Source organism: Paenibacillus vulneris (genome assembly GCF_039543185.1).
In the GTDB taxonomy this organism is placed as follows: Bacteria; Bacillota; Bacilli; order Paenibacillales; family NBRC-103111; genus Paenibacillus_S; species Paenibacillus_S vulneris.
In genome coordinates this window covers 816895-833635 of sequence record NZ_BAABJG010000015.1, presented here as the reverse complement: position 1 = coordinate 833635, position 16741 = coordinate 816895, and the positions used below count along the sequence as shown (strand labels likewise).

The window sequence follows — 16741 nt, the reverse complement described above, 5'->3', positions numbered from 1 at the left end:
CGAACATACATTCTTATTGCTACAATTACCAATTCATAATAAGATAACGACAGGAGATGATCAGATGAATAAAGGTTCGTTATCTTTTCAAACTGTGAAGCGCAAGCAGATCGTCGATGATGTGGTGGAGCAGCTTCAACGCAAAATTTCACTTGGAGAGCTGTCTCCAGGTATGCAGATTCCTACCGAACCGGAGCTGATGGAGCAGTTTGGCGTAGGCCGGTCGACCATTCGCGAAGCCGTCCGTGTACTTGTATCTGCCGGCCTTCTGGACAAAAGGCAGGGTCATGGAACGTTTGTATGCCAGCAAAAGCCTATTCAGGAGCCGCTTGATTACAGGCTGCGGCGGGCAGAGATTTTGGAGGTCTACGAGGTACGCCGCATGATGGAGATCGAGGCTGCCCGTTTGGCCGCCGACAGACGGGATGATGAGGATTTGCGAGTGATGCGCGAGCTGCTCGATCAACGCCAAGTCGCCATAGACTCAGGCCGGGTGAAGGAATATCTGGATGCGGATATAGCCTATCATATCGCTGTGGCTGCCGCTACCAAAAATGCCGTTTTGGCGGATATGTACCGTATCTTCTCGGAAGTGCTCCGTCATTCTCTGGAAAATCTCGTTAACCATCCGCAATATAATCAATATTACACGGAGCAGCATGAGAAAATATACGAGGCAATCCGTGATAAAGATGTGCAGGCAGCGGAGCTGTACAGCATGCAGCATTTGGATGGGACGAGGACAGAGCTGGAGGAGCATATCAAAAGCTAATTTTTTTAAGATCAAACATCAGATGATAAGATGTATTAGTTTGGAATTAAACATCTGATGATATGCTGTATGAAGAGAGAATAGAATTTAAGCTTGAAGGAATAGGAGTGAGAGACAGTTATGAATCAACAAGCGGTATTGCGTCAACCCTCAACCACCATCTTTTCCGTGTTATTCGCCATCAGCTTCGTGCATTTTTTGAATGATGCCATCCAGTCCGTCATTCCGGCTATGTTTCCAATTTTACGGGATTCCTTGAAACTGAGCTTTGCCCAAATAGGCTGGATCGGCTTTACGCTTAACATGACGGCCTCCGTGATTCAGCCTGTAATAGGATTGTACACGGACTCTCGGCCGAAGCCGTATTTACTGCCAATAGGAATGATATTCTCACTTACGGGCGTCATAGGCCTTGCTTATGCTCCGTCATTCATCATGCTCTTGCTATTCGTGATTCTCATCGGGATAGGCTCAGCCGTGCTGCACCCGGAATCCTCCAGGGTAGCTCATCTTGCCGGAGGGAATCGCAAAGGGCTCGCACAATCGATATTTCAGGTAGGGGGGAATACCGGTCAGGCCCTCGCTCCGGTGATGGCCGCACTTATTTTTATCCCACTGGGTCAGCAAAGCATTCTGTGGTTTACGCTCGCAGCGGGAGCCGCTATTATCATACAGCTCTATGTGTCGAGATGGTACGGCACTCATTTGCAAAACAATAGCAGGGTGAATGCGGCAGTCCATCCAAACGAACGTGGTGCAAGGCTGTCTAAAGGAACCGTTGCCGTCGCGTTAGCGGTACTTGTTTCTTTGCTGTTTTCCAAATTCGTCTATATGGCGAGCATGACCGGCTATTACGCTTTTTTCCTGATGGAACGGTTTCATATGACCGTGCAGGACGCTCAATACTATTTGTTCGCTCTGCTCATCGCCGGAATGCTCGGGACTTTGGCCGGAGGACCGCTGGCGGATCGTTTCGGAAGGCGCAACACGATCTGGTTCTCGATCCTGGGTACGGCTCCGTTCTCCATCCTTTTGCCATTCGCCGGCCCGGCATGGTCCATGGTTTTGTGCATATGCATTGGTCTTATCCTTCTGTCCGGCTTTTCGGTTATCGTCGTGTACGCCCAGGAGCTGCTGCCTGGTAAAGTAGGCACAATTGCGGGCTTGTTCTTCGGTCTTGCTTTTGGACTCGGTGGAATCGGTTCGGCGCTTCTAGGCTATTTGGCGGACTCGGCGGGTCTGGATATTGTTATCAAAGTCAGCGCGTTTTTACCGCTTCTTGGGCTTCTGGCGATTCTGCTGCCCTCGGACGCCAAGCTGTCCGGCAGGTAAATCAATGACTCTTCATGATTAGGATTTGCTTGTGTGAAGAGTGGGTAAGAAAAGATAGAGCTTCGTGCTGGAGGTTCGTCTGCCTCATCTCCTGATGCTTGTATAGAAATTCCATTTTTACATACGATATGAAAAACGGTTATCCAAGGAGGTTCGATGAATAATGAGTGAAGCCAAGAGCAAGCGGGAAAACAGTCAAGAGATGCCGGTCGGCATCAATCAGCCGCTGTATCAATCCGATATTGCTGCGACAGATCTAATCAGCGATGCCGTGGAGGAAATGATGGATGAGATTGAGGAGGAGTTCACGGACCATGAGCAGGAAAACCATCAATAATTCGCCGGCTCCGTGTATAAAATGGCGGGAATAGGTGAATACATGGTTAATGTGTACAACACCTTCTGCTTAAACCGCAGTATGACATGTAACTTTCGTGTCTGCTGCGGTTTTTCCTTTTCACATATATTCTATATGGAAAATGTAGTTTATAATGAAATAGAAAATCAATGAACGACAGAAAGAAGCTGCCTTATGATACAGAACAAGAGCGTCGTTATTCTTGCGGTCTTTTATGCTTTCATTTATATGAGCACAGGATCGTTCTCATCCTACATAGGGGTTTATTTCACGGAACAAGGGATAGGACATACCGATATCGGGGTTCTTACATCTATCGGGGCGGTGGTCGGGTTGTTTGCGCAGCCCTTATGGGGCTTGGCGGGTGACAGATCACGAACCAAAAATCGGATCTTAATTCTTTGCACCTTGCTATCCGGATTGGCGGTGTGGCTGATCCCTTGGGCGGGAACTATGTTCTGGCCCTTGCTATTCGGTATGGCCCTGTTCAGCCTATTCCAGATTGCCATCAACCCTTTGAGCGATGCCATCACGCTTGAGCTGTCTTCGAAGGGGGTTGTGAGATTCTCGACGATTCGTACGTTCGGATCTGTAGGGTACGCTGTAATCTCGATAGCGGCCGGAGTGCTGTTCGCGCGGCATATTGATACGATCTTCATGGTAACCTCGTTCATCATGCTGGGCTGCTTCTTGCTATCTCTTGGCATTCCCAAGGTAGCCGGTCATCAAAGCGGCAAAAAGAAGGTCAAGCTGTCGGAAATTTTTCGCAGCAAGCCGCTGATGGTACTGTATGGCTTTACTCTCGTGCTTTCTACAACAATGGGCTTCCTGTGGGCGTTTCAAGCGATTTACAGCAAGGAGCAGGGGATCAGCATGGAAGTGATCGGAATCGGTCTCGCAATCGGTTCTTTCACGCAATTTCCGTTTATGATATTTTTTCAAAAGCTGTATGACCGGTTCGGCATTCGGAATATCTTGTTGTTTTCCGGGTTCATTCATGTCATCCGATGGTGCCTGTATTCCTTTGCCTTAACGCCTTTTACGTATTTGCTTAGCTGGGTGCTTCACGGCGGAACGTACATTATGTTCTATATGTGCCTAGCCGAATATGTGAACAGGCATGTAATCAAGGAGTTGAAGGCAACGGGGCAAATGCTGAATTCCGTGATACAGCTAAGCGTAGGCAAAATCATTGGCGGTATGCTTGGAGGCGTGTACGCTGCTAAATACGGCTTCCATCAATCATTTATCGTGTTAGCCATTATTGCTGCGGCTTCAACCCTTGTGTTCTACGGGGTATGCAAATATTACGGATTATTTACGGAACAACCGTCTCCTAAACAATCCAGAGGCTCAACCGGTATGACCGGATCGGCGTGACAACCATTCCCAACAGCTCATTCTGGTCAGAGTGAGCTGTTTTTGGTTTTGCGGACCCAGGAAATGGCAAGCAGAATCAGCGGATACAAGAATAGAATCGTGAAGGAATAGAGCGGGGCCGTCGTTGCAAAAAAATGAATCAAATCTTGTAAAGACGGGGTAACCCAAATACTAGTCATGCCGCACAGCAGCCCCATCGGAAACACAAGAAAGCGATAATGGGACAAACCAAGCCATTGTGCTGTACCGATGACAAGCGAATAGTACCATAAAGCGATCTGAACAAATCCTCCCAATATCCAGGTGACCATGACAATAGCATCAAGATGCTCAATAAAATTGATGAAGCTGATATAAGACGCCGCATAATACACGGGGAAGCTGATGTGCCCGGTGAGATTTCCGAAGACGAACAGGCTGGCAAAATTCGTTGCCACCATAATCAGCATCATGAACAAGACCGAGAACATGCCTGCCTTGAGGCCTTTGGAAAGGTCATGGACGAAGGGAAACAAAAAGGTGATCAGGAAAAATTCCAAGAACCAGGTATGAGGCACTATAGAGCCTTGCAGAGCCGGCAGGATTCCCTTTTCCAGCATAGGCAGCATCTTTCGGGGATCCATATCCGGGATCAGCATGGCAAAAATGCAGACGAAAACCAAACCGATGAACGGTAAAAACAGCTGCGTACAGCGGGCCAATACTTCAATACCCGAGCGCACCGCAAAGGCACATACGACGATCAGGCTCATGGTAATCGTAATCAGCGGAGTTCTGGATAGGAAGGCGCTGACCACAAACTCACCGTATTCCCTCAAGATAAGACCGACTCCATGAAGCAAAAAAAATAGCACGAGCGAATTGGCGCATTTGCCAAGGAAACGTCCTAGAAGTAATTCACCAAATTGCATAATGGACTGGCCGGGAAATTTTTTATGCAAAGCCCACATGATGATAACGACAATAAATCCGCTTATAGATCCCAGGATGGGGGAAAGCCACATATCTCTTTCGGCTTGTTTTGCCGTGATGGCCGGAACGATTAACGTTGAGGTCGCCCCGATCATCAAATACATCAGCATTCCTAGTTGAAGTGCGGAAATCTTCCCTTTGTCGATCATTCGGTTGATCTCCTTTACTGGAAGTAAGCGTATTCGGTTCTTTGTTCTCATTGTTGACGAATTGCTGCGGCGATAAACGTATAAAGCTCATATAGCAGAGGGCGGAGAGTATGTGGAAAGAGAAGCGGTAAGTAGTGAGAGAAATGGTTTGACTGGAATAGGGGATAGTAGTCGTCAGTCTTGGGCTGAAACTATTCGAAATGATTATTAACTCATAAGGTAAATGATCCGAAATACTAAGTATCGGTTTGTTCAAATAATCTATCAACTACCTGAAAGGAAAAAATAGCGGAAGTCCTTTCATTAGGGTCAGTTTTGGTATAGATATCATTGTTATAAGTTTTAAGGGTTCATAGTTATGGATTTAAATTTAGGAGGAATTCGTTATGAAGAACGTATTTCGGAAATCGACATTCATGCTTGCCATTGCATTAACCCTTCAAGTGGTCATGGGAAGTTTTTTTATGCAAATAGCCTTTGCATCCCCTCCTGTCTTAACCACTAGTCCTGGATCCGCATCTTTCGTGGCCGGGGATAACACGACATCGACTCCCGTCGTTATTGACTCCGGTATCACGGTAACTGATGGAAGCAGTACTACGCTTGCAAGTGCAACAGTTGCCATTCAGAACGGTTTTCATGGTGGAGAAGATTTCTTGGGGTTCACCAATGATGGGGCGACCATGGGCAATATTTCGGCCAGTTATAATGCAGCCACTGGCGAGATGATACTGACATCTGCAGGCGCAACGGCCACCTTGGCACAGTGGCAAAGCGCCCTAAGATCCATTACTTATACTGATACGGCCATAAAGCCGAATACAGCAACGCGTACAATTAGCTTCACCGCCATTAACGGTGCAGGAAACACAAGCGGTATTGTGACGAGAACAGTTACAGTGACTGCGACGTACCAGACACCTGTAGTAAAAACCACCGGCGGGACGACTGCCTACACGATCGGCACATCTGCAGTCATAATTGACTCTAATGTGACGGTGTCCGACCGTGATAGCACAACAATGTCTAGTGCGCTAGTATCTATCGGGACCGGCTTTCACTCTGGAGATACGCTGACTTTCACCAATAGCAACGCGTCTTTATTTGGAAATATTTTTGGAAGTTATAATGAAGCCAACGGCGAACTGACGCTGACGTCGTCGGGCGCAACGGCCGCCTTGGAGCAGTGGTCAAATGCCTTAAGCACGGTCAGGTTCTCCACAGCGGTGAGCAGCATGCCTGGGATTCGTACAATTAGCTTCATCGTGAACGACGGTACAAAAACCAGTGCCGCTGCTACGGATGAGGTAGATGTGATTGGGCCAGCAGTGCCTGTCGTCACGACTCCGGCAAACGGGTCGACGACGAACGATACGACACCAGTCATCAGCGGTACTGCGGAACCAAGCCATACGGTTACCATTGTGTTGGACGGAGCTGCCGCAGGAACGACAACGGCCGCGGCCAACGGAAGCTGGTCGTGGACGCCGGCAGCAGCTCTTACCGAAGGACCTCATGCGGTGAAGGCAAGGACAACGGATGGAGCGGGCAATACGAGCGCCGATTCGAATACGAACACGTTTACTGTTGACACAACACCGCCGGCAGCTCCTGTCGTCTTAAGGCCGGCAAACGGGTACATAACGAACGGTGCTACGCCAATGATCGGCGGCACTGCGGAACCAGGTCTTACTGTTACCATTGTGTTGGACGGCACAGAAGCAGGAACGACGGTAGCTTCATCCATGGGAAGCTGGTCGTGGACACCGGCAGTAGCCCTTGCCGAAGGACCTCATGTGGTGAAGGCAAGGACAACGGATGGAGCGGGCAATACGAGCGCCGATTCGAATACGAACTCGTTTACTGTTGACATAACACCGCCGGCAGCGCCTATCGTTGTAACGCCGTCAAACGGGTCCACGACAAACAATATTACGCCAGCCATCAGCGGTACGGCAGAGGCAGGCGCAACGGTAACGATTGTTCTGGACGGAGCTGCCGCGGGAACGACAACGGCTGTGGCTAACGGAAGCTGGTCGTGGAAGCCCGCGTCCGCGCTTGCCAAAGGGCCGCATACAGTGAAAGCGAAGGCAATGGACATAGCGGGCAATACGGGCCCCGATTCGAATACGAACACGTTTACTGTTGACACCACACCGCCGGCAGCGCCTGTCGTTGTAACGCCGTCAAACGGGTCCACGACGAACCATGCGCTGCCAGTCCTCAGCGGTACGGCAGAGGCAGGCGCAACGGTAACGATTGTACTGGACGGAGCTGCCGCGGGAACGACAACGACTGCGGCCGACGGAAGCTGGTCATGGACGCCTACGTCCGTGCTCGCTGAAGGGCCGCATACAGTGAAAGCGATAGCAATGGACACAGCGGGCAACACGGGCCCCGAGTCAAATACGATTACGTTCACCATCGATACAACATCGTCGGCGGCGCCACTCGTCATAACGCCGTCGAACGGATTCGTGACAAACAATGCGATGCCGGTTATCAGCGGTACGGCAGAGGCAGGCGCAACGGTAACGATTGTACTGGACGGAGCTGCAGCAGGAACGACAACGGCTGCGGCCAACGGAAGCTGGTCCTGGACGCCTGCGTCTGCGCTCGCCGAAGGGCCGCATACTGTGAAAGCGACGGTGACGGACACCGTGGGCAATACGAGCCCTGATTCGAATACAAATACGTTTACTATCGATACGGCCCCGCCCTTGGCGCCTGTCATCACCGATCCTGTTAACGGATCGACGATGAACAGTCCGGCTTTGGCCATCAGCGGTACGGCAGAGGCAGGCGCAGCGGTAACGATAGTACTGGACGGAGCTGCTACGGGAACGACAACGGCTGCGGCCGACGGAAGTTGGTCATGGACGCCTGCGTCCGCGCTCGCTGAAGGGCCGCATACAGTGAAAGCGACGGCAATGGACATCGCGGGCAATACGAGCCCCGAGTCAAATACGGTTACATTCACCATCGATACAACACCGTCGGCAGCGCCACTCGTCGTAACGCCGTCGAACGGATTCAAGACAAACAATGCGATGCCAGATATCAGCGGTACGGCAGAGGCAGACGCAGCGGTAACGGTTGTACTGGATGGAGCTGCCGCGGGAACGACAACGGCTGCGGCCAACGGAAGCTGGTCATGGACGCCTGCATCTGCGCTCGCCGAAGGACCGCATACAGTGAAGGCGATGGCTACAGACACCGTGGGCAATACGAGTCCCGAGTCGAATACGATTATGTTCACCATCGATACAACGGCTCCGGTTATTACACTACTGGGGAGCAACGCCATATCCATTACGGAAGGGGACCCGTTTGTCGATCCGGGCGCGACGGCCGTCGACAACATAGACGGTGACCTTTCAGCGCAAATTACGGTAACTGGGACGGTGTACAACCAGATTCCTGAAACGTATTCGCTGAGATATAACATTCGGGATATCGCCGGCAACGCGGCGCTGGAAGCGATACGAACAGTCCGGGTAAACCCAAGAATCCATACCTCGGGTGATGACTCCGGAGGCGATTCATCCAGCGGTTATTATTCCGGTAATGCAGATCTTAAGCAGCTTATCGTCACTGCGAATGGAATCGAGCTGCCGTTAAGTCCGGCATTCGCCGCCGGAACTGCCGAGTACACAATCGAAACGACTGCAAATCAAATTGAGGTTCGTCCGATCCCATCCGATGCCTTCGCTTCCGTTGCTGTACAAGGTGAGGCTGCAATCGGCGCCAAAACCGTGTCATTGCACGAGGGGGACAATCAGATCGAGATTTCCGTCAAGGCAGAGAACGGTACAATCAAGACCTACGCGTTAATTGTACGCAGGCCACCATCTGCAATACATGATACCCCGTCCTGCTCGTTCAGCGATATCCGAGGCCATTGGGGAGAGTCGCAAATTTGCGAAGCGGCTGCGAACGGGATCGTCGAGGGGGATACCCCGAATGCTTTCCGTCCGAACGGACTAGTATCACGGGTGGAATTTGCAGCTATGCTGCTGCGAGCACTTGGGGTGTCCTCCGGGACGGAAGCAAACGAACTCCCGTTTACAGATCGTGCGGACGTTCCGGATTGGGCAAAGGGAACAGTAGGCACCGCGGTTGAGCGCGGCATCCTTAACGGCTATTCAGACGGTACGCTGCGGCCGCGGCAGACGATCAGCCGGTCCGAAGCAGCCGCTATTGTGGCGAGAGCCATGAAATGGGAGCCGATGGATAGCGCAACCACATTCACCGATGACGCGGACATACCGGTTTGGGCCAAGGGCTACGTCCAGTCAGCAGCTCGGTATGGTGTGCTTGTCGGTCGAGAAGGCAACCGATTCGCCCCGGACGAACAAGTGACACGGGCGGAAGCGGCGGTCGCGCTTCTACGCTTGCGGCATCGTTTAAAGTAAAAAACGAGCTCAATCGATTGGATTGTGAATGGCGTGGACCGCAAGATTTGTCAAAACTTATTAAGCTCACTGGAAAACGGGCTAAGTTGGATGCGAAAGCGAATGGGACTTATATTGTGTATAAAACCGATAGTGGAATGATCGTGAAGGAGTATGCAAACGGGGAAATCGAGATCGTTCAAAGCCCGGGGTTAGTCCATGAATGAATCATCTCCCTATCATGTCGTTTTTTTGCATATCGAACATATATTCAAGTAAAGCTTGTTCGAACGATGGTGGACATAGTCTATACGAATGTGGATTGGTCAATTGTTATCGATCAGAGAAGCAAGTAGAGGATAAAGAAAATACCGCCCGATGATATGCTGTCCTTCTGCAGTTAGTTGTATCTAACGTGGAGGGAGGTACATAATTCGGGCGGTTTTTTCTCCATGAAGCTATGAGGGCCAGCTGAGTGAGGACAGGCTTAACAGGCTTTCCAGTGAGCCGGCCGTTCGACGGTTGAAGGCAGCTTCGTCCTGGAATCGCCGATCGCCGAGTTAAGCTGTGCCTGGGTAAGGAAGAGACTGCCTGTAAGATCGGCTCCCCTCAGATCCGTGTCCCGAAGGTCAGCCCCGATGAGATCGGCTGCTCTCAAATCCGCCTCCCTCAGGTCTGCGGCAATAAGATAGGCCCCTCTAAGATTCGCGCAACGGAGATCGGCGCCTTTAAGCTTGGCCCCGATGAGATCTATCCCACGACCCTGCTTCTTCTTGCTTACTGCAGGCCATTGATGCTTACGGCGCAGTTCCTCCCGTACGAGCTCGCTTGTTTGAAGAAGCAGCCTGTTCACCTCCGCTCTATGGGCGACGATGTCAAGCCCAGCAAACTCTTCTGCTTGAAGATAGGTCAGCCTTTCCGTTGCATCGATTGCTGTACGAATCGCATCGTGAATCGGCTGTGCAGCCTGAAGCGTCAGCGCTTCGTTCAGGTACCAGAGCAGCTCATGAAGCTGGCGCATGACGGGGAATACCTCGAACATTTGCTTCGCGGATTCCGGGGCTTGCCGCCAGTCGCGGCCGCTGAAAGTAAGCTGCGATACTTTCTGCCCTGCGCCGAAGCAATCGAATACGGTGCATCCGCGAAAGCCGATGCTGCGGAGGCTTTCGTGTACGCCGCAGCGGAAGTCATGGCGAAGGTTCGAACAGGGCTGTCCGGCTTCTTTGCTGACGGCAAAATCGGCAGAAGCCGCGTAAGGCAGGGCTACACAGCATAAGCCGAAGCACTTCTCGCAATCGGACTGCAAAGACGCAAGCCTGTCCCTTTCTATTTTATTTTCGGGCATGTTGTTTTCTCCTTATTGATCTTTATAGCGATTACTTTTCATTTTATGACAAGGCTGCGCAAATGCAAAGTTACTTTTCTTATAGAACCATTTGTTACATCCTCATTTTACTGAAGATTTCGGCAGTTACAATGTAAATAATAGGATGATATACTGAAAATAACTATATTGGTTGGCAAATGGGAAGGGGAACCCGTCTGATGAGAAGCGAGAAAGAAATGATGGATTTGATCCTGGGTGTGGCCCGGCAGGATAATCGGATTCGAGCTGTTTACATGAACGGATCAAGAACCAATCCGCATGCGCCTAAAGATCTGTTTCAGGACTACGATATCGTCTATGTCGTGACGGAGACAGCCTCTTTTTTTTCAGACAACGCATGGATCCGTATATTCGGGGATTTGCTGATGATTCAGGAGCCGGATCGATTAGATCAAGGACTAGGAATCAAGAAAAACTTCGACCGCTCGTACGCCTATTTAATGCTCTTTACGGATGGAAACCGGATTGATCTCCAGATAGAGTCCATAGAATCCATGAAAACCGGATATGTCAGCGACAAACTCACCTTGCCCTTATTAGACAAGGATGGCTGCCTTCCCTCCATACCGCCGCCCACAGATAGCGATTATTACGTAAAAAGACCTACGGAAGGGCAGTATAATAGCTGTACGAACAATTTCTGGTGGTGTTTGCAAAACATAGCAAAAGGAATATGGAGGGACGAGCTGCCTTATGCGAAGCTAATGTACGAGCATACTACTAGAGCTTCCCTTGATGATATGGTTAGATGGTGGATCGGAATCCACAATGATTTTCAAGTTTCTGCGGGCAAGATGGGCAAATATTTCAAAAACTATCTACCCGAAGCATACTGGGATAGGTATCAGCGAACTTATTCGGATAGTGACTACGAGCGCTTCTGGGAAGCTATCTTTACGGCAGGGGAGTTATTCAGGATGCTGGGCAAGGAAGTCGCCATGTATTGTCGGTTCACCTATCCTGCTGAGGATGATAAGAACATGACCGCATATCTTAAGCAAGTAAGGAATCTGCCTGCTGATGCGAAGAGTATCTTCTAAGCACTGCACGTGCAGCTTAAGACGATTAGTTAACGTGAAAGAATAAGCCTGGCGCATGAATCTGCACCAGGCTTGTTCTATTACGGACTGTCACCGGATAAAAGTCTATGCTTCGCCGGGTCCGTCACTGATTAATCTCAACAGCGCTTCAGGCAATTGAAATTGCTGGTTGCTGATGCTGATTCGCTTGAGTTCTTCTCCCCATTCCTGTGACTGGGCTTCCTTGACTTCCGTAATCTCATTGTGCAGACGCTCCATCTTCTGATCCAGAGCCGCCGCGGAGTCGGATGCTTCTTTCAGCTCCTGCAGCAGGTTACGGGGCACCGTCCGGTTGTATTTGTAGTAAATTTTGTGCTCAAGACTGGCCCAGAAATCCATAGCGATCGTACGGATTTGTACCTCGACGCATACATTTTCCTGCCGATCCGACATATAGATAGGTATTTCTATGAGCATATGAAGACTGCGATAACCGTTAGGTTTCGGGTGCTGTATGTAGTCCTCAATTTCGATGATTTTCAAATCGCTCTGATTTTGCAGCATTTCGCTGATGCGATAAATATCGGCAATAAACGAGCAGGTGATTCGGATACCCGCGACATCGGTAATATGGTTTTTTATATTGGCTAGCGAAATATCCAGTCCTTTTTTGTACAGCTTTTTCAAAATACTTTCGGGCGATTTTAATCGCGACTTGGTGTGCTCAATCGGGTTGTAGTCGTGAAATAACTGAAATTCCTCGGTTAAAATGTCAATCTTGGTTTCAAATGCATCCAAAGCGAATTTATAAGCCATCAGAAACCGTGTAATATCGTTTTTAAATTTGCGGAATTGTTCAACTGGAAGTGTGTTCACAGTCATTCTCCTTTCCATAGCCGCACATAAGCTAAAGGCTCATAATAAAAGCATATACGAAGAGTGAGGTCCAAAGCAAATGCTGCTCACAGGGCGCTGAAGTGATCGGCCAGTCTGCTAATGAACGCTTGGGCTGCTTTACTCAAAAAACGGTCCTTCCGGTAAATAATCACCAGCTCCCGCGTCGGGGCGTCCTCCTTGAAAGGGATGCAGCGCAATGTGCTCTCTTTCATGGATTGAATGAGCTGCAGCGGCTGAATGGTGGCCCCGATATTGGCTTTGACGATATTGATGAGCGAGAGCACGGAGGTAGTCTCCATAATTGTCTTAAGCTGAAAGCCGCGGCTTCGGCAGCAGCGCTCAATCAACTCACGTCCGATGAACCCCATCGGATACATGACCGTATCTATGTGGCGCAGCTCCTCCAGATGGATATAGTCTCGTTCTGACAAAGGATGATGCTCCGATACGACAAGCATGTATTTTTCCTGACACAGAGGAATATGTACCAAACGATCATCGATGAACGACATGTTGCAGATCCCGATGTCGACCTCGTTCGCTAGCACCAACTCCTCAATATTTACGGAGGAGACAACGCGCAGATGAATATTCGGATAGTCATGATAGTAGTCGATCAGCAGCCTCGAAATGCGGTAATCCAGATCGGAAGGCAGTGTCCCCACACTTAGTGCTCCTCTGCGAATATGTTGAAGATCAAGAATCGAATCCTTCACATTTTGCAGGTTGCGGAGGATTTGCTTGCTCTGCTCGAGCAATATAAGTCCTGCTTCCGTGATGGCGATCTTTTTCCCGATCCGGTCGAATAGCGGGGTGTTCAGCTCGTCCTCCAAGGCCCCGATCTGCTGGCTTAAGGTTGGCTGTGATATGCCGATTTTTTCAGCAGCTCTGGTAAAATGCATTTCTTCACAAACTGCAATGAAATATTCCAATTGGCGCAGTTCCATTGGCTGTTCACCTTCTTCAATCATTGGTTTTACCAATGATAATAATAGAAATAATTATATTGATCAATTAACGATTTGCTCTTACACTTACTACAGCGATTGAGGATTTTACAAAAAGAGACAGGATGTAGGAGTGGATACGTAGATGAAATACCGATTCGGATATTTGCTTTGCGCGCTTTTCTTGGCTTCGCTCAATTTGCGGCCGGCCATTTCTTCCATATCTCCTTTATTGGAGACGATTCGTAATGATTTAGGCATGAACGGCTCGGTAGCGAGCCTGTTAACTTCTATTCCGGTGCTGTGCATGGGCGTCTTCTCGCCATTGGCGGTGAAGCTGAGCAGCCGGTGGGGGCTGGAGAGAATATTGACGCTTTCTCTTATCGTGATAGGACTGGGTACGGTACTCAGATTCTCTTCCGGCTCCTCCGCGCTGCTGCTTGTAACGGCATTTCTAAGCGGCCTTGGGATTGCTATTTGCGGACCGCTGCTGTCTGGATTTATCAAAAAATACTTTGCCGACAGGGCGGCATCCATCGTCGGAATCTATTCTATGGCGTTGGTCTTGGGCGCCGCACTCAGCGCCGGTCTATCGGTTCCGTTACAGTCGGTAATGCACGGCTCATGGAAGGCCTCCTTGGCGATATGGGCATTGTTTGCCATCATTGCCCTCCCGATCTGGATTCAGCTGTCCCTGCGGGAGAAGCGTGCGGCAGGCGCTGCTCAAGGAGTAGCCTCAAATGAATCGCGGCTGCCGCTGCGCAGCAAGCGGGCATGGCTCTTGACCGCATTTTTCGGCCTCATGGCATGGATGTTCTATTCTATGACGGCGTGGCTCGCTCCTGCCATGGTGAGTCTCGGCTATGATAAAGGCTTTGCGGGAGGAATGCTGACGCTGTTTACAGTCATTCAAATACCGGTCAGCTTCTTCCTGCCGATGCTCATCGCCCGGTTCCCTAAAAGGATGTATTGGCTGCTGGGGTGTGCCTTGCTGGAGCTGGCCGGAGTGATCCTGTTCATAACCCATGCGAATCCATGGCTGATTGTGATCCTCCTTGGCCTCGGAGCGGGAGGGTTGTTCCCAATGGCACTCATGCTGCCGATTGAGGAGACAGACAGTGCGGAAGCGGCAAGCGCTTTGTCGGCCATGAATCAATCGGGCGGTTATATTGTCGGCTCCCTTGGCCCGCTGTTCGTTGGCTGGGTGCATGACAAATGGGGCGGCTTCGAGCAGGCTTTCGGAGGGCTGGCTGTTCTGATCGTTATTATGTTGGTGCTTCAACTGAACATAGGCAATAAGAGGAAGCAAACGCCAGCAAAGCCTGCTGCACAGATGAAAGCAGAAGTAAGCAGATCATAGGATTCGTTTGTAAATGGAAGACGTGCTTAAACGACTGATCCATTGCCTTTAGCGCATTGGTAAGAGGTTGTCGGCACGTCTTTGTTGCTATTGGAAGCCGAGACGGCGGTCGCAGGAATCTTTTATAAAGAAAGGGCAACAATCTATAAAAATGTCAATAGGACGGTCATCTTCCCTGCTGTATGATCAAAGGGAATTTATTCCATAGTACAATGAGGAGGCGGAAAGAAGATGATCATAAAGGCGAAAATAACGGCATTTGCGGTTCTGCTTACAGCTGTTGGTCTAACTATTGCAGGGAATCAAGCTTCAGCAGCAGCTGGTGATGAAGAGCTGTCGTCAGGCAAACTAAGAATCATGACCTCCAATCTGAGGACGGCCAGTGCCGTTGACGACCAGACCTGGGAGAAGCGGCGTCCGGTTATGAAGCAGCTCATCGAGGCGGCCAAACCGGATGTTATTGGTACACAGGAAGGAATTGACAGGCAAATCAAAGATTTGGAAGCAGATTTGCCCGATTATGGATGGATCGGCGTTGGCAGGGAAGGCGGCAATCTTGGCGAGTACATGGCCATTTTCTACAATAAACAGCGGCTGAAGCCATTGGAGCAGGATCATTTCTGGCTTTCCGACCGTCCCAAGCTCATTAGCTCGGCAGGGTGGGGGAACCGGATACCACGGATGGTGACCTGGGTCAGGTTTCAGGACCTGCACAATCACAAAACCTTTTACATGGTCAATACGCACCTGGATCATGAATCTGAAGCCGCCCGCCAAAAAAGCGCGCAGCTTATAGCGGATACGATCTCCTCTTTAGATCCCGATGTTCCTGTGATCTTGACAGGCGATTTCAACACGACACCGGACGGAGCCGTGTATCAAACCTTGGTCCAATCAGGGCTGATGGAAGATGCTTTTTTTCAAGCCCATCAAAAAATCCACGATGACCTGGGCACCTTCCATAATTACAAAGATCCAACAGGGGGCGGGGGCGCCAAACGGATTGACTGGATCTTGTCCCGCGGCAAGGTGAATGTCGTCCGAAGCGAGACGGTAACCTACCAGCAGGATGGCCAGTACCCGAGCGACCACTATCCGGTCACGGTGGATCTGGTCCTGCAGAAGGCGAGTAAATCGGTAGACGAAACGACGGTCAAGCAGCCGGCCAAGTCTGCGCTGCTCATCACAGAGGTCGTGCCTAATTCGACCAAAGGAAATTACAATTATGTGGAAGTGGTCAATAACAGTGATCGCGATATCGATCTCGACGGGTATAAACTTTATTATTACTACGATCCGCTGCTTCCGTTCGACAAGGCGAAATCGAACAAATGGACGATTCAAAAGGATACCTACAGCACCAGCAGTATTATAAAACCGGGAGAAGCCAAGGTCATCTGGATTAAGAAGCAGCCTTGCTGCTATAGCCTGGGTATCGATAGTTTTCGTGATCATTACGGATTGACGGCGGCCGATTTGAAGGAGGATCAGCTCTTAGCCGTATTCACGCCCGGAGATAACCAAGGACTTAATGGCACGGCAACGACGGGGCGCGCCTTGGGCATCATGTCGCCGGACGGCGCCCAGCAAGCCGGAGTGCAATACAACCTGGGCGTACTGGACGTTCAAGCGAATGAAGCAGTTACCTATACTGCGCCTGCTCCGTTCATCAGTATCATGCAAAAGCTTGGCAGCCATCAGCGTGCGACTCCGGGTATCCTTGCTGAAGGACAGCTGGAGGGGAAATAGCGTAGGGTATATAAGTGGGGTTTCC

General features: G+C 50.2%; 13 protein-coding genes. 9 read left to right on the top strand and 4 right to left on the bottom strand.

Annotated elements, in window-relative coordinates; all coding sequences use genetic code 11:
• The first annotated feature begins 64 nt into the window (after positions 1 to 64).
• From ABEA66_RS17300 to ABEA66_RS17285, 4 genes are all read left to right on the top strand, one after another.
• Positions 65 to 772, top strand: a complete 708-nt coding sequence (locus ABEA66_RS17300) for a FadR/GntR family transcriptional regulator (RefSeq protein WP_345589255.1) — start codon at positions 65 to 67, stop codon at positions 770 to 772.
• A gap of 120 nt (positions 773 to 892) precedes the next feature.
• The gene (locus tag ABEA66_RS17295) at positions 893 to 2104 is read left to right on the top strand and encodes an MFS transporter (protein WP_345589253.1); all 1212 of its coding nucleotides are present in this window, start codon (positions 893 to 895) and stop codon (positions 2102 to 2104) included.
• Between the two features lie 163 nt (positions 2105 to 2267).
• Positions 2268 to 2441 carry a hypothetical protein gene (locus tag ABEA66_RS17290; RefSeq protein ID WP_345589251.1) on the top strand — a complete coding sequence of 58 codons (174 nt, stop codon included), beginning with the start codon at positions 2268 to 2270 and terminating at the stop codon, positions 2439 to 2441.
• A 195-nt stretch (positions 2442 to 2636) separates the two neighbouring features.
• Positions 2637 to 3842: an MFS transporter gene (locus tag ABEA66_RS17285; RefSeq protein WP_345589249.1), complete on the top strand. Its 1206-nt coding sequence runs from the start codon at positions 2637 to 2639 to the stop codon at positions 3840 to 3842.
• A 26-nt stretch (positions 3843 to 3868) separates the two neighbouring features.
• Here ABEA66_RS17285 and ABEA66_RS17280 read toward each other — a convergent pair whose 3' ends face one another.
• Positions 3869 to 4963: a GerAB/ArcD/ProY family transporter gene (locus ABEA66_RS17280; RefSeq protein WP_345589247.1), complete on the bottom strand. Its 1095-nt coding sequence runs from the start codon at positions 4961 to 4963 to the stop codon at positions 3869 to 3871.
• Positions 4964 to 5349: 386 nt separating this feature from the next.
• Here ABEA66_RS17280 and ABEA66_RS17275 point away from each other — a divergent pair, with 386 nt between their 5' ends.
• Together ABEA66_RS17275 and ABEA66_RS17270 are read left to right on the top strand one after the other, a co-directional pair.
• Positions 5350 to 9378, top strand: coding sequence for an Ig-like domain-containing protein (locus ABEA66_RS17275; protein WP_345589245.1), 4029 nt, complete (start codon positions 5350 to 5352; stop codon positions 9376 to 9378).
• A 17-nt stretch (positions 9379 to 9395) separates the two neighbouring features.
• Positions 9396 to 9584: a hypothetical protein gene (locus ABEA66_RS17270; RefSeq protein ID WP_345589243.1), complete on the top strand. Its 189-nt coding sequence runs from the start codon at positions 9396 to 9398 to the stop codon at positions 9582 to 9584.
• A gap of 260 nt (positions 9585 to 9844) precedes the next feature.
• Here the strand turns inward: ABEA66_RS17270 and ABEA66_RS17265 are convergent, their stop codons facing one another.
• Positions 9845 to 10702 carry a pentapeptide repeat-containing protein gene (locus ABEA66_RS17265; protein ID WP_345589241.1) on the bottom strand — a complete coding sequence of 286 codons (858 nt, stop codon included), beginning with the start codon at positions 10700 to 10702 and terminating at the stop codon, positions 9845 to 9847.
• A 200-nt stretch (positions 10703 to 10902) separates the two neighbouring features.
• Between ABEA66_RS17265 and ABEA66_RS17260 the strand changes: the two genes are divergently transcribed.
• A complete protein-coding gene (locus ABEA66_RS17260; protein WP_345589240.1) occupies positions 10903 to 11784 on the top strand; it encodes an aminoglycoside 6-adenylyltransferase in 882 nt (293 codons plus the stop codon).
• A 105-nt stretch (positions 11785 to 11889) separates the two neighbouring features.
• On the opposite strand, the gene ABEA66_RS17255 is transcribed toward ABEA66_RS17260, so the two are convergent.
• The gene (locus tag ABEA66_RS17255) at positions 11890 to 12645 is read right to left on the bottom strand and encodes a GTP pyrophosphokinase (RefSeq protein ID WP_144027910.1); all 756 of its coding nucleotides are present in this window, start codon (positions 12643 to 12645) and stop codon (positions 11890 to 11892) included.
• A gap of 80 nt (positions 12646 to 12725) precedes the next feature.
• The gene (locus tag ABEA66_RS17250; protein ID WP_345589239.1) at positions 12726 to 13607 is read right to left on the bottom strand and encodes a LysR family transcriptional regulator; all 882 of its coding nucleotides are present in this window, start codon (positions 13605 to 13607) and stop codon (positions 12726 to 12728) included.
• A 145-nt stretch (positions 13608 to 13752) separates the two neighbouring features.
• Here ABEA66_RS17250 and ABEA66_RS17245 point away from each other — a divergent pair, with 145 nt between their 5' ends.
• Positions 13753 to 14967, top strand: a complete 1215-nt coding sequence (locus ABEA66_RS17245; protein ID WP_345589238.1) for an MFS transporter — start codon at positions 13753 to 13755, stop codon at positions 14965 to 14967.
• A 231-nt stretch (positions 14968 to 15198) separates the two neighbouring features.
• Positions 15199 to 16716, top strand: a complete 1518-nt coding sequence (locus ABEA66_RS17240; RefSeq protein ID WP_345589236.1) for an endonuclease/exonuclease/phosphatase family protein — start codon at positions 15199 to 15201, stop codon at positions 16714 to 16716.
• Positions 16717 to 16741: the final 25 nt, after the last annotated feature.

Excerpts from the sequence above, each read along its gene's own strand:
- ABEA66_RS17300 (WP_345589255.1), top strand. The coding sequence starts at position 65 with ATGAATAAAGGTTCGTTATCTTTTCAAACTGTGAAGCGCAAGCAGATC.
- ABEA66_RS17295 (WP_345589253.1), top strand. The coding sequence starts at position 893 with ATGAATCAACAAGCGGTATTGCGTCAACCCTCAACCACCATCTTTTCC.
- ABEA66_RS17290 (WP_345589251.1), top strand. The coding sequence starts at position 2,268 with ATGAGTGAAGCCAAGAGCAAGCGGGAAAACAGTCAAGAGATGCCGGTC.
- ABEA66_RS17285 (WP_345589249.1), top strand. The coding sequence starts at position 2,637 with ATGATACAGAACAAGAGCGTCGTTATTCTTGCGGTCTTTTATGCTTTC.
- ABEA66_RS17280 (WP_345589247.1), bottom strand. The coding sequence starts at position 4,963 with ATGATCGACAAAGGGAAGATTTCCGCACTTCAACTAGGAATGCTGATG.
- ABEA66_RS17275 (WP_345589245.1), top strand. The coding sequence starts at position 5,350 with ATGAAGAACGTATTTCGGAAATCGACATTCATGCTTGCCATTGCATTA.
- ABEA66_RS17265 (WP_345589241.1), bottom strand. The coding sequence starts at position 10,702 with ATGCCCGAAAATAAAATAGAAAGGGACAGGCTTGCGTCTTTGCAGTCC.
- ABEA66_RS17260 (WP_345589240.1), top strand. The coding sequence starts at position 10,903 with ATGAGAAGCGAGAAAGAAATGATGGATTTGATCCTGGGTGTGGCCCGG.
- ABEA66_RS17255 (WP_144027910.1), bottom strand. The coding sequence starts at position 12,645 with ATGACTGTGAACACACTTCCAGTTGAACAATTCCGCAAATTTAAAAAC.
- ABEA66_RS17250 (WP_345589239.1), bottom strand. The coding sequence starts at position 13,607 with ATGGAACTGCGCCAATTGGAATATTTCATTGCAGTTTGTGAAGAAATG.
- ABEA66_RS17245 (WP_345589238.1), top strand. The coding sequence starts at position 13,753 with ATGAAATACCGATTCGGATATTTGCTTTGCGCGCTTTTCTTGGCTTCG.
- ABEA66_RS17240 (WP_345589236.1), top strand. The coding sequence starts at position 15,199 with ATGATCATAAAGGCGAAAATAACGGCATTTGCGGTTCTGCTTACAGCT.